Here is a 14,355-nt window from a genome sequence, read left to right as displayed (position 1 = left end):
CCGACGAGCATCGTCGGCGCCCCCGCCACCCGGGTCAGGAAGACGGTCGCCGAGTGCGGCCCCTGGCCCTTGGGGAGCACCTTCTTCCGCAACTCCTCCGGCTCCACCGCCGACCCCCGCTTCTTCACCGTCAGGATCCCGACCCCCCGCTCTCGCAACAGGGCCTTCAACTTCTTCACGTTGAAGGGGAGTTGATCGGTGATCTCATAGGCGGTGGCGTACGAGGTGGGGCGCAGGGCGTCCGCGGTGACGTAGGCGATGGTCTCGTCGATCAGCCCGCCGTCCAGCTCCCGGGCCACGTCGGCGACCAGATGGGCCCGGATGACGGCGCCGTCGGGCTCGTACAGATACCGCCCGACCGGCCGGACACCGGGGTCGGGCAGCCCGCCGCCGAGCAGGGTCCGCGGCCCGGGCAGCAGGGTGGCCCGTACGGCCCCCGGCTCGGTTCCGAACCACAGCACCGCCTCCTTCACGTCCCCGCCGTCCGAGATCCACTCGGCCTCGGCCTCGGCCGGGATCGCCTCGTGCGGCACGCCGGGCGCGATCTTCAGGGCCGCGCGCGGGGCGGCGAGGGCGGCGCCGACCGCCCACGACAGGGGAGGCGAGTACGCCTCGGGATCGAAGATGCGCCCGCGGCCTCCCCTGCGCGCCGGATCGACGAACACGGCGTCGTAGCCACCGGTGTCCACCTCGGTGACGTCCGCCTCCCGCACCTCGATCAGCCCGCTCAGCCCGAGCACCTCGGCGTTCGCGCGCGCCACCTCCGCCGTGGCCGGGTCCCGGTCCACGGCCAGCACCCGGATCCCGGCCCGGGCGAGTGCGATCGCGTCACCGCCGATCCCGCAGCACAGGTCGGCGACCGAGGTCACGCCGAGCGCCTTCATCCGCTCGGCCCGGTGTCCGGCGACACTCGCCCGCGTCGACTGCTCCACCCCGTTCGGCGTGAAGAACATCCGCTCCGCGTCCGCGGCCCCGAACTTCACCGCCGCGCGCTGCCGCAGCCTGGCCTGGCCGATGGCCGCGGACACCAGATCGGCGGGGTGCTCGCGGCGCAGCCGGGTGGCGACGGCGAGTTCGTCGGCGGGAGCGGTGCCACGCACCGCGTCGAGGAGGGCGCGGCCCTCGGGAGTGAGCAGCGGAGCGAGGACGTTCACCCCCTCATTGTCGGCCAACCGCCCGCCTCGCCGGCGGGGGGGTCCGGTCGGCGAGGCGGGAGCCGCCGGTGGTCCGCTGTGGGCCAGTCGGTGGATGGTGTGTCTCCGGCGGAGGTGTCGGGTCGGGTTCCGGGGTGGTGACTGCGAAGATCCGGCGCCATGGGACCTGTCGTACAAAATGATGACAAGCTCGGCTGTTCTCAAGCGCCACGTCGGCGCGGGCGCACGGGAATCTCGCGTGAACGGGGGCGCACCGGGACCCGGCCCGGACGCGGGCGTACCGGGATCCGGCGTGCACGCGGGCGTACCGGGATCCGGAGCGCGATCGTCGTCCTCGCGCTGGCCACCCTCGCGTCGGGCTGCGCGGGAGGCGGCGAGAGCGCCGGCCGCGCGGCCCGCCCCGCGCCGGGCCAGCAGCCCGGGAAGGCGGGCCCTCCCGCGGCGCCGCCCGCCCGCGCCCTGCACGCGTACGCCGCCAGGCTCCGCGCCGCGCACCGGGCCCGGCTCGCCGCGGCGAAGCACTGGGGCCTGAAGCAGGTCCCGCTGACACCCCCGGCGCCGCCCGCGCACAAACCGGAGATCACCACCCGCAAGGGCTTCGAGGTCGACGATCACGAGGAACTCGGTCTCCCGCCGGTCTTTACCACCGTCCCGACCGAGGACAGGGTCGTCTTCCTCACCATCGACGACGGCGCCGAGAAGGACCCGGCGTTCCTGCGCATGATGAGCGAGCTGAAGATCCCGTACACCGCCTTCATCAGCGACTACCTGATCAAGGACGACTACGGCTACTTCAAGAAGCTGCAGGACCGGGGCGTGGGCCTGAACAACCACACCCTCCACCACCCCTATCTGCCCGCACTCTCGTACTCCCGCCAGAAGCGCGAGATCTGCGGCATGCAGGACGTGATCGAGGAGCGCTACGGCAAGCGCCCCACCCTCTTCCGGCCGCCCTTCGGCAACTACAACCGGAACACCCTGCGGGCCGCGAAGACCTGCGGTGTGCGTTATGCCCCGCTCTGGGACGAGGAGGTCTTCGTCGACCACTGGGAGTACCGCGAAGAGGACCAGGACCTCCACCCCGGCGACATCGTCCTGAGCCACTTCCGCGGCCGCGGCGACTGGAGGGGCACGATGCCCGACATGGTGCGCCGGTTCCTGAACAAGGTCACGGCGAAGGGCTACGCGGTGGCCCGTCTGGAGGACTACCTGTGAGGACGACGCGCAAGGCCCGCAGGACACGGACGGTCTACAGGACGCGGATGCCGCGGACGAGACGGACGACGCGGGGGCTGCCGTCCGTACTCCTGCTCCTGGTGACCCTCACGACCCTGGCCACCCTGACGGGCTGTGCCCAGTCCGTCGACCCCATCGAACGGCTCGGCAGGAAGGCCGCCGCCCGGGTCCGCCCGCACGGCCAGGCCGGGCAGCAGGCGTACCGCCGCTGGGGCCTGACGGCCCCCCTGGCCCCCGCACCGGACCCTCCCTCCCGCTCCCTGGCGGGCAGTCCGGGATCGGCCGTCCCCCCGGTCGTCGACCACGTGCCGACAGCCGACAGGGTCGTCTTCCTCACCTACGACGACGGCGCCGAACGCGACCCCCGCTTCGTCGACATGGTCCGCGAGCTGCGCCTCCCGGTGAGCATGTTCCTCACCGACAGCGTGGTGGGCCCGGGCTACGCCCACTTCGCCCGCCTCCAGTCCGTCGGCGCCAGCATCCAGAACCACACTCTGGACCACCCGGTCCTGCGCGGTCTGCCGTACGCCGGCCAGCGCGCGGAGATCTGCGGCCAGCAGGACAAGCTCCGCTCCCGCTTCGGCCTGCGCCCCCGCCTCTTCCGTCCTCCCCACGGCACCTACGACGCCACCACCCGCCGCGCCGCCGCCGACTGCGGCATCGCGGCCGTCGTCCTCTGGCGCGCCTCGATGGGCCCCACCGACCTCGCCTACACCCACGGCCCCCGCCACCTCCACCCCGGCGACATCATCGCCGTAGCCCCGGACGAGTCCACGGGCCCGGGCCTGCGCGAGCGGACGACGCGACTACTGCGCCGGGTGCAGGAGCAAGGACTGACGGTGGGCCGACTGGAGGACTACGTCTGAGGGAGGTCGTCGGGAGCGTTGTCCCGGGGGGCTTGCCGCGAGCGCGTTCCACAGCCCCGGCCGTGAGCCGTGTTCCAGCCCGTCCGGCGTTTGAGGACGAGGCCCCTTCAGGGCCGAAGCGGGGGGGCCCGGGGGCGGCAGACCCCAGTGCCGCGCCCACACCGACACCGGCCGACAAGGACACCCACCTGAGCTGAAAACGTGGCCGACGCGCCGCCGGCATTGGCACTCCGCTTGACCGAGTGCTAATCGCGGTCATAGTCTCGCTTCTGGCACTCACCACTGGAGAGTGCCAACAGCGACGGGCAGGTCCGGCACCCGCGACGACGGATCCACCTGGTCGCCACCCCAGACAGTTAGCCCCGTGAGATCTCCGAAGGGGGAGGTCGGATCGTGACGACCACCAGCTCCAAGGTTGCCATCAAGCCGCTCGAGGACCGCATTGTGGTCCAGCCGCTCGACGCCGAGCAGACCACCGCCTCTGGCCTGGTCATCCCGGACACCGCGAAGGAGAAGCCCCAGGAGGGGGCTGTCCTCGCGGTGGGCCCGGGTCGCTTCGAGAACGGCGAGCGCCTGCCGCTCGACGTCAAGGTCGGCGACGTCGTTCTGTACAGCAAGTACGGCGGCACCGAGGTGAAGTACAACGGCGAGGAGTACCTCGTCCTCTCGGCTCGCGACGTGCTCGCGATCATCGAGAAGTAATTCACCCAGATTTGCAGTGAACTGCGCTCCTGGCCCCGCGTCTTTGTGAAGCCGGGAGCTGGGGGCGCAGTTCGTTTCTCCCACGTTTTCCGAGAGGGCTGAACCGCTCCCATGGCGAAGATCCTGAAGTTCGACGAGGACGCCCGTCGCGCCCTCGAGCGCGGCGTCAACAAGCTTGCCGACACGGTCAAGGTGACGATCGGCCCCAAGGGCCGCAACGTCGTCATCGACAAGAAGTTCGGCGCCCCCACCATCACCAACGACGGTGTCACGATCGCCCGCGAGGTCGAGCTCGACGACCCGTACGAGAACCTCGGTGCGCAGCTGGTGAAGGAGGTGGCGACCAAGACCAACGACATCGCGGGTGACGGTACGACCACCGCCACCGTGCTCGCCCAGGCGCTGGTCCGCGAGGGCCTGAGGAACGTCGCCGCGGGTGCCTCCCCGGCCGCCCTGAAGAAGGGCATCGACGCCGCGGTCAAGGCCGTGTCCGAGGAGCTCCTCGCGACCGCCCGACCGATCGAGGACAAGGCCGACATCGCCGCCGTCGCCGCGCTCTCCGCGCAGGACACGCAGGTCGGCGAGCTCATCGCCGAGGCGATGGACAAGGTCGGCAAGGACGGTGTCATCACCGTCGAGGAGTCCAACACCTTCGGTCTGGAGCTGGACTTCACCGAGGGCATGGCCTTCGACAAGGGCTACCTGTCGCCGTACTTCGTGACGGACCAGGAGCGCATGGAGGCCGTCCTCGAGGACCCCTACATCCTCATCAACCAGGGCAAGATCTCCTCCATCGGCGACCTGCTGCCGCTGCTGGAGAAGGTCATCCAGACCAACTCCTCCCGTCCGCTGCTGATCATCGCCGAGGACCTCGAGGGCGAGGCCCTGTCGACCCTGGTCGTGAACAAGATCCGCGGTACCTTCAACGCGGTCGCGGTCAAGGCCCCCGGCTTCGGTGACCGCCGCAAGGCGATGCTGCAGGACCTGGCCGTCCTCACCGGCGCCACGGTCATCTCCGAAGAGGTCGGCCTCAAGCTCGACCAGGTCGGCGTCGACGTGCTCGGCTCCGCCCGCCGCGTCACCGTCACCAAGGACGACACCACGGTCGTCGACGGTGCCGGCGACTCCTCCGAGGTCCAGGGCCGCGTCGGCCAGATCAAGGCCGAGATCGAGAACACCGACTCCGACTGGGACCGCGAGAAGCTCCAGGAGCGCCTCGCGAAGCTGGCCGGCGGCGTGTGCGTGATCAAGGTCGGCGCCGCCACCGAGGTGGAGCTGAAGGAGAAGAAGCACCGTCTCGAGGACGCCATCTCCGCGACCCGCGCCGCGGTCGAGGAGGGCATCGTCTCCGGTGGTGGCTCCGCTCTGGTCCACGCCGCCAAGGTGCTCGAGGGCGGCCTGGGCAAGACCGGCGACGAGGCCACCGGTGTCGCCGTGGTCCGCCGCGCCGTGGTCGAGCCGCTGCGCTGGATCGCCGAGAACGCGGGCCTCGAGGGCTACGTCATCACCTCCAAGGTCGCCGAGCTCGACAAGGGCCAGGGCTTCAACGCCGCGACCGGCGAGTACGGCGACCTGGTCAAGGCCGGCGTCATCGACCCGGTCAAGGTCACCCGCTCCGCCCTGGAGAACGCCGCGTCCATCGCCTCCCTCCTCCTGACGACCGAGACCCTGGTCGTCGAGAAGAAGGAAGAGGAGGAGCCGGCCGCCGCGGGCCACGGCCACGGCCACTCCCACTGACGTAACACGTCGGTACCACCGACCCGGGCCGACACTCACCGGCCCAGGTCGGTACGCACGGCAGACCGAGGCCCGGCACCCTGCAGACAAGAGGTGCCGGGCCTCGGCGTTTCCTGTGCCCGGCCTCTACTGCTCCAGCGCGTCCAGGGCTCCCAGCTGCTCCATCAGCCCCAGCCGGTCGTACTGCCACCAGGCCTCGACGATCTTCCCGTCCTCCCTGCACCGGAAGACGGTCGTCCCGGTCATGGAGACCTGCTTCCCGGTCGCCGGGATCCCCATGAAGTCGCCCTTGTGGGTGCCGCGCCAGGTCCACCGGTTGCACACGCGGTCACCCTGCTCGATCTGGTCGTCGAGGGAGAAGGCGAAGTCGAAGCCGCTCCGCCACATCCCGATCTCCCGGCGCATCGCGTCCATCCCCATGGTGTCCTGCTCGTTGGCGGGATCGTGGTCGTGATACTCCTCGGCCATCAGACCGTCCAGCGGCGGCAGTTCACCCCGCATGCCGATCGTCTCGAAGAACCGCCGTGCCGTCCCGGCGTACAACTGCTCGTCCCGTACGACGTCGAGATCCGTGAAAGTCGGCAGCTCGTCACACAGGGCGACCAGCTCCCGGAAGACCTTGTCGGTCTCCGGAAGGTTCGAGTTCCGCATCGCCTCCTCGTACGACGGGAACTCCACGATCTCGATGAAGTGCGACGCGTCGGAGCGGTCCTTGCCGACCACCGCGTGCGTCGCGGTCCGCTTGCCCCTGGTCTGTTCGACCCATGTGTCCATCAGCCGGTCCATCTCGTCGAACCGGCTGGTCCTGCAGTCGATGAGCTGTACGAACGTCATGACGCCGCCTCCGGCCCCCCTGGGTCCGGTCTTCGCACGCCCATTTTCCCACCGGAGCGCCGACGTCACCCGTCCACCGCGAGGGCTTCTACCGAGGCCCGTACTTCCGGCCGGTCTTCGAACTGATCCCGCCCAGCAGCGCGCGGGGCGTCACCTTCACCAGGCCCATCAGCGCCTTGTAGCGCGGGTCGGGGATCGACAGCGACTTCCCGCGCGCCAGGTCGTGCAGCGCCGCAGCGACCAGCTTGTCCGCGTCCAGCCACATCCAGCCCGGGATGTTGTCCGTGCCCATCCCGGCCCGCTCGTGGAACTCCGTGCGCACGAACCCCGGGCACAGCGCCATCAGCCGCACCCCGCTGCCCGCCAGGTCCTTCGCCGCACCCTGCGTGAACTGCACGACCCACGCCTTGGACGCCCCGTACGTCCCACGCGGCACGAAGGCCGCCACCGAGGCCACGTTGACGACACCCCCGCGGCCGCGCTCCCGCATCGCCGTCGTCGCCGCGGACGTCAGTCGCAGCACCGCCTCGCAGTGCACCTTGAGCATCTTCAACTCGTCGGCCATGGACACGTCGAGGTAGCGGCCCTTGTTGCCGAAGCCGGCGTTGTTGACCAGCAGGTCGACGGGGTTCTTGCGGTTGCCGAGCCGGGTGGCCACCGCCTCGATGCCCTCGTCCGTGGCGAGGTCGGCGGTCAGCACCTCCGCCTCGATGCCGTGCCGGTCGTGCAACTCGGTCGCCTGCTCGCGCAGCCGCTTGGTGTCCCGTGCGACGAGGACGAGATCATGCCCGTCCGCCGCCAGTCTGCGCGCGAACGCGGCACCGATACCCGCGGTCGAACCCGTAATCAGAGCCGTTGTCATGGGGCAAGGTTAGTGACCCGGAGTGCGGCCGTCCGTTCCCTGCACCCGGCCTCCCGAAGGTGAAGACGTCGTGCGCACGCCCGCACACTCAGTCCCGCGCCCCCTCCCGCGCACCGCGTCCCGCGCCCCCTCCCGCAGACTCCGTTCCGCGCCCCTCTCGCGACCCCGGCTCACCCTCCGGCCCCTCCTTCCGGCTCCGGGCAGATATCGCGCGCCTCGCTTTCCCGGCCCGGGCGGGCGAGAAACGGTGGGTGGGTGGGTGTCGTGACGATGCCGTGTCCGTAGCTGGTCGGCCGGTCGGCCCGCCCGCTCACCCCGGCCCGCTCGCTCACCGTACGGCCCCGCCCGGTCCGGCCCGAAGGTCAAAGCGCCGACGCATTATTCGCGTACTTACCCAAGGCTCGCTTATGCTCGGAGAATGATCGAGGCCCGTCATCTCCGTGTCCTGCGTGCCGTGGCCGCCGCCGGCTCCTTCTCGGCGGCCGGGCGCGAACTGGGCTGCACCCAGCCGGCCGTCAGCCAGCAGATGAAGGCCCTCGAGGCGTCCGTCGGCACGCCCCTGCTGATCCGCAGCGGACGCGAGATGCGTCTGACCCAGGCGGGAGAGGCGCTCGTCCGCCACGCGGCCGGCATCCTGTCCGGGCTGACCGCCGCCGAGGAGGAGGTCGCCGCCATCGCCGGGCTGCGCGCCGGCCGGGTCCGGCTGGTGTCCTTCCCCAGCGGCAGCTCCACCCTCGTCCCCACCGCCCTCGCCGCCCTGCGCGCGGCCCACCCCGGCACCCGGGTCTCTTTGGAGGAGGCCGAACCGCCGCGGTCCGTCGAGCTGCTTCGCGAGGGCGACTGCGACATCGCCCTCGCCTTCCGCTACGAACGCGCGACGGGCGCCGGCGAGGCCGAGCAGGCCGGCGAAGGCGAATGGGACGACCTGGTCGTGCGGCCGCTGCTGACGGACCGTCTCGTCGCCCTCGTGCCCGAACGGCACCGCCTCGCGCGCACGGAACCCGCCGGGTCGATCGCCATCGGCGATCTCGCCGCCGAGCCGTGGATCGCCGGCTGCCCGCGGTGCCGAGGCCAGTTGGTCCAGGTGTGTGAGAGCGCAGGCTTCACGCCCCGCATCGACTTCGCGACCGACGACTATCCGGCGGTGGTCGGTCTGGTGGGCGCCGGTCTCGGCGTCGCCGTCCTGCCCCAGCTCGCGATCGAGTCCGTCCGGCCCCGTGGCGCCCGCGCGGTGACGCTGGAACCGGCCGTGCGCCGGGAGATCGTCGCGCTCACCCTGCCCGATCTGGCCCAGGTACCGGCGGTGGCGGCCACGCTGGAGCAGCTGGGACGGGCGGCGTCCCTCATCGGCTGACGGCAGCCGACGACGAGCGACGAAAGTCGACCGGCCGGAGCAGAAGAACCGAAGACGAGCGACCTGGAAGGCGACCGCCCGAAGGCGACCGGCCGAAGTCGACCGGCCGAAGCGAGCGCCCGAAGCGAGCAGATGAAAAAGACGGCGGGCTCGCGTGTGCGTGCCCGCCATTTTTCGGGATTCTGCTCACAAAGTTTCGAAGAAACGTTCCTTCATGTGTTCGACGAAGCATCCCCGGCGCCCGACGACGCCGACACCAGGCGATTGCGCGCCCGGCCCATGAGCTCTTCGCGCTCGTCCTCGGTCAACCCGCCCCAGACGCCGTACGGCTCACGTACCGCCAACGCGTGTGCCGCGCACTGCGCACGGACCGGGCACCTCATGCAGACCTCCTTGGCCGAGTTCTCTCGAGCGCTCCGAGCCGCCCCGCGCTCACCCTCCGGATGGAAGAAGAGCGAACTGTCCACCCCGCGGCAGGCAGCCAGGAGCTGCCAGTCCCACAGGTCGGCGTTCGGTCCGGGAAGGCGGGAGAAATCTGCCATTACGTGACCCCTTGTAGCCGTTCAGAGCGGATACGGTGCCCACGACCGTACAACTACGATCTAAGGAGATGAAAATATGACTCATTGCGAATCTAGCCTCAGACACCAGTAAAAGGGAAGAAATAGGGCCATATGGGGCATGGGTTGTGATGAAAGCTTGAGGGTCCGTGTGGTTGCCTCCTCCGTATCCGCGCCCTCACGTAGAGTGCCGAAGAATGCATGCGGCCCCGTAACTCTTTCGAGTGACCGTCGTTGAGAGTGCGGTGGCGGTTGAAAACACAAACGCTCGGGCAGGCGTCCGAGACGGTCGACCGCACAGGTGACGATTCGTAACAGCCTGGAGGCACAAGGTGACGCGCATCAGCTGCGGAGGGCGGCCATGACTTCCGTCCTCGTCTGCGACGACTCCCCGCTTGCCCGAGAGGCGCTCCGCCGCGCGGTCGCGACCGTGCCCGGCGTCGAGCGCGTGACGACGGCGGCCAACGGCGAGGAAGTCCTCCGCCGCTGGGGTGCCGACCGCTCGGACCTGATTCTGATGGACGTACGCATGCCCGGACTGGGCGGCGTCGAGACCGTACGGCGGCTGCTGTCCGCCGATCCCGGGGCCCGCATCATCATGCTGACCGTCGCCGAGGACCTCGACGGCGTCGCCCTCGCGGTGGCCGCCGGCGCCCGCGGGTACCTGCACAAGGACGCCTCGCGCGCGGAGTTGCGCGCGACCGTCACCCAGGCCCTGGCCGACCCGACCTGGCGGCTCGCCCCGCGCCGGCTGCGCTCGGCCGAGATGGGCGCGGCGCCCACACTCACCGCGCGTGAGATCCAGGTCCTGGAGGGCATGAGCCACGGCCGCTCCAACGCGGAGATCGGCCGTGAGCTGTTCCTCTCCGAGGACACCGTCAAGACGCACGCCAGGCGGCTGTTCAAAAAGCTCGGCGCCTCCGACCGCGCGCACGCCGTGGCGCTCGGTTTCCGATGGGGACTGGTCCGTTAGGAGCCGTTCCCTTGCCGCCCGTCCCCGCCTGCCCGTCCCTGCGGTCCGAGACCGGTCCGGAGGGGGCGGGTCCTGGCCCGTCCGACGGATCCGAGCGGGTTCGGGTGACATCCGTCATTCAGTGAGGGGAGCGGGGCCATGAGAGAACCTCCCTGCTCAGGCGCGGTTTGGTGGCCCGGAGAGGGCCCCTCCCGCCGCCCGGCGGGAGGGAGCGGCGCAGGCTCTCGCAGGGTGCCCGCTGCTCGTTTCGCCGCGGATGCCGCATCCTTGAGGTGTGGAGTTACTCGGGGACGAGTCGGTCGAGCGGGAGGGGAGGGCGCAGGGGATGAGTTCCGGCGCACCTGCTCATAACGCTTCGGTGCACAACGACGGGCACGGTGCCGCGACCCCTCCGGCCGCAGGGCACCATGGACCGATGCGCGATGACGAGGCGGTCACTGCCGTGGGGACGATCGGGGCACTCGTCCATCGCGCCGTGGACGGGGACGAGCAGGCCACCCACGACCTGCTGGCCCATGTCCACCCCCTGGCACTGCGCTACTGCCGTACCCGGCTGTCCCGGCTGCCGGGCGACGCGCGCCACTTCGTGGAGGACCTCGCCCAGGAGGTCTGCGTGGCGGTTCTTCTCGCGCTGCCGCGCTACCGGGACACCGGCAGGCCCTTCGAGGCCTTCGTCTTCGCCATCGCCGCGCACAAGGTCGCCGACCTCCAGCGCGCCGCGATGCGCCACCCGGGCTCGACGGCGGTCCCTTCCGACGAGATGCCCGAACGGCCGGACGACTCGCTCGGCCCCGAGGAGCGCGCCCTGCTCAGCAGCGATGCCGAGTGGGCGAAGAAGCTGATGGCCAATCTGCCCGAGAACCAGCGGGAACTGCTCCTGCTGCGGATCGCGGTGGGCCTCACGGCCGAGGAGACCGGCCAGATGTTGGGAATGTCACCCGGGGCCGTCCGAGTGGCCCAGCACCGGGCGCTGAGCAGGCTGCGGGCGCTCGCCGAGCAGTAGTCGGCCCCAGTCGGCCCCTCGGGACAGGCGCGGATGAACAGGGCGCCGGTCGTTTCCGTACGAACATACGAAGCCCGGAGTCCCGCTCGACCGTGGAATTCGTGGAATTCGAGAGGTGCGCTTCCCGTTAGCATGGACATCCGCACCGATCAAGGCCATTTGGGGAAGGTGTCATGACTGCCAACGTCGACGGAGTGCCCGGAAAATTCGCGACCCTCGGGCTGACCTACGACGACGTGCTGCTGCTGCCGGGCTCGTCGGACATGGCTCCCGACGAGATCGACACCGCCTCGTACGTCTCCAAGAACGTGCGGGTGAACATCCCGCTCCTGTCCGCCGCGATGGACAAGGTCACCGAGTCGCGCATGGCGATCGCGATGGCCCGTCAGGGCGGCGTCGGGGTGCTGCACCGCAACCTCTCCATCGAGGACCAGGCCAACCAGGTCGACCTCGTCAAGCGCTCCGAGTCCGGCATGGTGACCGACCCGATCACCATCCACCCGGAGGCCACGCTCGCCGAGGCCGACGCGCTGTGCGGCAAGTTCCGCATCAGCGGCGTCCCGGTGACCGACGGCAACAAGCGACTGCTCGGCATCGTCACCAACCGCGACATGGCCTTCGAGACCGACCGCACGCGCCGCGTGCACGAGGTCATGACGCCGATGCCGCTGGTCACCGGCAAGGTCGGCATCTCCGGTGTCGAGGCCATGGAGCTGCTGCGCAAGCACAAGATCGAGAAGCTTCCGCTGGTCGACGACGAGGGCGCCCTCAAGGGCCTGATCACGGTCAAGGACTTCGTCAAGGCGGAGAAGTACCCGCACGCCGCGAAGGACTCCGAGGGCCGGCTGCTGGTCGGCGCCGCGGTCGGCGTCGCCGGTGACTCCTTCGAGCGGGCCCAGGCACTGATCGAGCGCGGTGTCGACTTCATCGTCGTGGACACCGCCCACGGCCACTCGCGGCTCGTCGGCGACATGATCGCCAAGATCAAGTCGAACCACACGCGTGTGGACGTCATCGGAGGCAACATCGCCACCCGCGACGGAGCCAAGTCCCTGGTGGACGCGGGCGCCGACGCCATCAAGGTCGGCGTCGGTCCGGGCTCCATCTGTACGACCCGCGTGGTCGCCGGCATCGGTGTCCCGCAGGTCACCGCCATCTACGAGGCCGCGCTGGCCGCCAAGGAGGCCGGGGTCCCGGTCATCGGCGACGGTGGCCTCCAGTACTCCGGTGACATCGCCAAGGCCCTGGTCGCCGGCGCCGACACGGTGATGCTGGGCTCGCTGCTCGCGGGCTGCGAGGAGTCGCCGGGCGAGCTGCTGTTCATCAACGGCAAGCAGTTCAAGTCGTATCGCGGCATGGGTTCCCTGGGCGCCATGCAGACCCGTGGCGAGCGCAAGTCGTTCTCCAAGGACCGCTACTTCCAGGAGGGCGTCGCCTCCGACGAGCAGCTAATTCCCGAGGGCATCGAGGGCCAGGTGCCCTACCGCGGCCCCCTGTCCTCCGTCGTCCACCAGCTCGTCGGCGGTCTGCGCCAGTCGATGTTCTACGTCGGTGGCCGGACCGTCCCGGAGCTCCAGGACAACGGCCGCTTCGTCCGGATCACGTCCGCGGGTCTCAAGGAGAGCCACCCGCACGACATCCAGATGACGGTCGAGGCGCCGAACTACAGCCGCAAGTGATCCCGACGCGCGCGTGAAGCGTGCGCGAGGCATGCCAAGGGCGGTCCCGGAGACTCGGGGCCGCCCTTGTCGTACCCGTCGGCGATACTGGAAGACGCTGCAACGCATCAGGGAAAGGCCACACACGTGACTGAGATCGAGATCGGGCGCGGCAAGCGCGGCCGCCGGGCGTACGCCTTCGACGACATCGCCGTCGTCCCCAGCCGCCGTACGCGGGACCCGAAGGAGGTCTCGATCGCCTGGCAGATCGACGCCTACCGGTTCGAGCTGCCCTTCCTGGCCGCTCCCATGGACTCGGTCGTCTCCCCGGCCACCGCCATCCGCATCGGCGAGCTGGGCGGCCTCGGCGTCCTCAACCTCGAGGGCCTGTGGACCCGGCACGAGGACCCGCAGTCACTGCTCGACGAGATCGTCGAGCTGGACGCGGACACCGCGACCCGCCGCCTCCAGGAGATCTACGCGGCCCCCATCAGGGAAGAGCTGATCGGGCAGCGCATCAAGGAGGTGCGCGACTCGGGCGTGGTCACCGCTGCCGCGCTCTCCCCGCAGCGCACGGCCCAGTTCTCCAAGGCCGTCGTGGACGCGGGCGTGGACATCTTCGTCATCCGCGGCACGACCGTCTCGGCGGAGCACGTCTCCGGTTCGCACGAGCCGCTGAACCTGAAGCAGTTCATCTACGAGCTCGACGTCCCGGTGATCGTCGGCGGCTGCGCCACCTACACGGCGGCCCTGCACCTGATGCGCACGGGCGCGGCGGGCGTGCTGGTCGGCTTCGGCGGCGGCGCGGCGCACACCACGCGCAACGTGCTGGGCATCCAGGTCCCGATGGCGACGGCGGTCGCCGACGTGGCGGCGGCCCGCCGTGACTACATGGACGAGTCCGGCGGCCGGTATGTGCACGTGATCGCGGACGGCAGCGTCGGCTGGTCCGGCGACCTGGCCAAGGCGATCGCCTGCGGCGCCGACGCGGTGATGATGGGCTCGCCGCTCGCGCGCGCGACCGACGCGCCGGGCCGCGGCCACCACTGGGGCATGGAGGCCGTCAACGAGGAGCTGCCGCGCGGGCAGAAGGTCGACCTCGGCACGGTCGGCACCATCGAGGAGGTCCTCACGGGCCCGTCGCACACGCCCGACGGCTCGATGAACCTCTTCGGCGCGCTGCGTCGCGCCATGGCCACCACCGGCTACAGCGAGCTGAAGGAGTTCCAGCGCGTCGAGGTGACGGTGGCGGACTCGGTGCACCGCCGGTAGTTCCGCAGGACGTCGGCCGACGGCAGGGGCCCGGCCCCCACCACCCGGGGGGGGGGCCGCCCCCCGAGGATATCCCCCGGGGGCCGGGCGGGGGGGGGGGGGTGGGGGGGCGCGGGGGGGGTCGGGGCCAGAGCTGATAAAAAA

13 protein-coding genes are annotated in these 14,355 nt (G+C 70.5%); 9 read left to right on the top strand and 4 right to left on the bottom strand.

The features are described 5' to 3' along the window. Positions 1-1,154: methyltransferase domain-containing protein (locus tag ACFWBB_RS40975; RefSeq protein ID WP_385283893.1), on the bottom strand; the 1,154-nt coding region annotated here is incomplete at its 3' end. Positions 1,155-1,478: 324 nt separating this feature from the next. Between ACFWBB_RS40975 and ACFWBB_RS40970 the strand changes: the two genes are divergently transcribed. From ACFWBB_RS40970 to groL, 4 genes are all read left to right on the top strand, one after another. After that, a complete protein-coding gene (locus ACFWBB_RS40970; RefSeq protein ID WP_385283896.1) occupies positions 1,479-2,369 on the top strand; it encodes a polysaccharide deacetylase family protein in 891 nt (296 codons plus the stop codon). 47 nt (positions 2,370-2,416) lie between these two features. Further along, positions 2,417-3,256, top strand: coding sequence for a polysaccharide deacetylase family protein (locus tag ACFWBB_RS40965; RefSeq protein ID WP_385283890.1), 840 nt, complete (start codon positions 2,417-2,419; stop codon positions 3,254-3,256). 393 nt (positions 3,257-3,649) lie between these two features. Beyond that, the gene (gene groES, locus ACFWBB_RS40960) at positions 3,650-3,958 is read left to right on the top strand and encodes a co-chaperone GroES (RefSeq protein ID WP_020132158.1); all 309 of its coding nucleotides are present in this window, start codon (positions 3,650-3,652) and stop codon (positions 3,956-3,958) included. 111 nt (positions 3,959-4,069) lie between these two features. Beyond that, complete coding sequence (groL, locus tag ACFWBB_RS40955; RefSeq protein WP_385283886.1) at positions 4,070-5,695, top strand: chaperonin GroEL; 1,626 nt, start codon at positions 4,070-4,072, stop codon at positions 5,693-5,695. A 126-nt stretch (positions 5,696-5,821) separates the two neighbouring features. On the opposite strand, the gene ACFWBB_RS40950 is transcribed toward groL, so the two are convergent. Further along, a complete protein-coding gene (locus tag ACFWBB_RS40950) occupies positions 5,822-6,529 on the bottom strand; it encodes an ester cyclase (RefSeq protein ID WP_385283883.1) in 708 nt (235 codons plus the stop codon). Positions 6,530-6,617: 88 nt separating this feature from the next. Further along, complete coding sequence (locus ACFWBB_RS40945; RefSeq protein WP_385283880.1) at positions 6,618-7,391, bottom strand: SDR family NAD(P)-dependent oxidoreductase; 774 nt, start codon at positions 7,389-7,391, stop codon at positions 6,618-6,620. Positions 7,392-7,809: 418 nt separating this feature from the next. Between ACFWBB_RS40945 and ACFWBB_RS40940 the strand changes: the two genes are divergently transcribed. Continuing rightward, the gene (locus ACFWBB_RS40940; protein WP_385283878.1) at positions 7,810-8,745 is read left to right on the top strand and encodes a LysR substrate-binding domain-containing protein; all 936 of its coding nucleotides are present in this window, start codon (positions 7,810-7,812) and stop codon (positions 8,743-8,745) included. Positions 8,746-8,957: 212 nt separating this feature from the next. Here the strand turns inward: ACFWBB_RS40940 and ACFWBB_RS40935 are convergent, their stop codons facing one another. Next, entirely contained in the window at positions 8,958-9,287 is a 330-nt protein-coding gene (locus ACFWBB_RS40935) for a WhiB family transcriptional regulator (protein ID WP_385283875.1), read from the bottom strand. A gap of 379 nt (positions 9,288-9,666) precedes the next feature. Between ACFWBB_RS40935 and ACFWBB_RS40930 the strand changes: the two genes are divergently transcribed. The 4 genes from ACFWBB_RS40930 (at position 9,667) to ACFWBB_RS40915 (ending at position 14,211) form a co-directional block, all read left to right on the top strand. After that, positions 9,667-10,278 (top strand): response regulator transcription factor, encoded by a 612-nt coding sequence (locus ACFWBB_RS40930; protein WP_003948568.1) that lies wholly within the window; start codon positions 9,667-9,669, stop codon positions 10,276-10,278. A 415-nt stretch (positions 10,279-10,693) separates the two neighbouring features. Next, positions 10,694-11,281: a sigma-70 family RNA polymerase sigma factor gene (locus ACFWBB_RS40925; RefSeq protein ID WP_057584634.1), complete on the top strand. Its 588-nt coding sequence runs from the start codon at positions 10,694-10,696 to the stop codon at positions 11,279-11,281. Between the two features lie 173 nt (positions 11,282-11,454). Continuing rightward, complete coding sequence (guaB, locus tag ACFWBB_RS40920; protein WP_385283871.1) at positions 11,455-12,960, top strand: IMP dehydrogenase; 1,506 nt, start codon at positions 11,455-11,457, stop codon at positions 12,958-12,960. 126 nt (positions 12,961-13,086) lie between these two features. Next, positions 13,087-14,211 carry a GuaB3 family IMP dehydrogenase-related protein gene (locus ACFWBB_RS40915; RefSeq protein WP_385283868.1) on the top strand — a complete coding sequence of 375 codons (1,125 nt, stop codon included), beginning with the start codon at positions 13,087-13,089 and terminating at the stop codon, positions 14,209-14,211. The last annotated feature ends 144 nt before the right edge of the window (positions 14,212-14,355 follow it).

Source organism: Streptomyces sp. NPDC060000 (assembly GCF_042737375.1).
GTDB lineage: Bacteria > Actinomycetota > Actinomycetes > Streptomycetales > Streptomycetaceae > Streptomyces.
The sequence above is the reverse complement of the archived record's forward strand: the minus strand, read 5'-3'. Positions and strand labels throughout refer to the sequence as shown.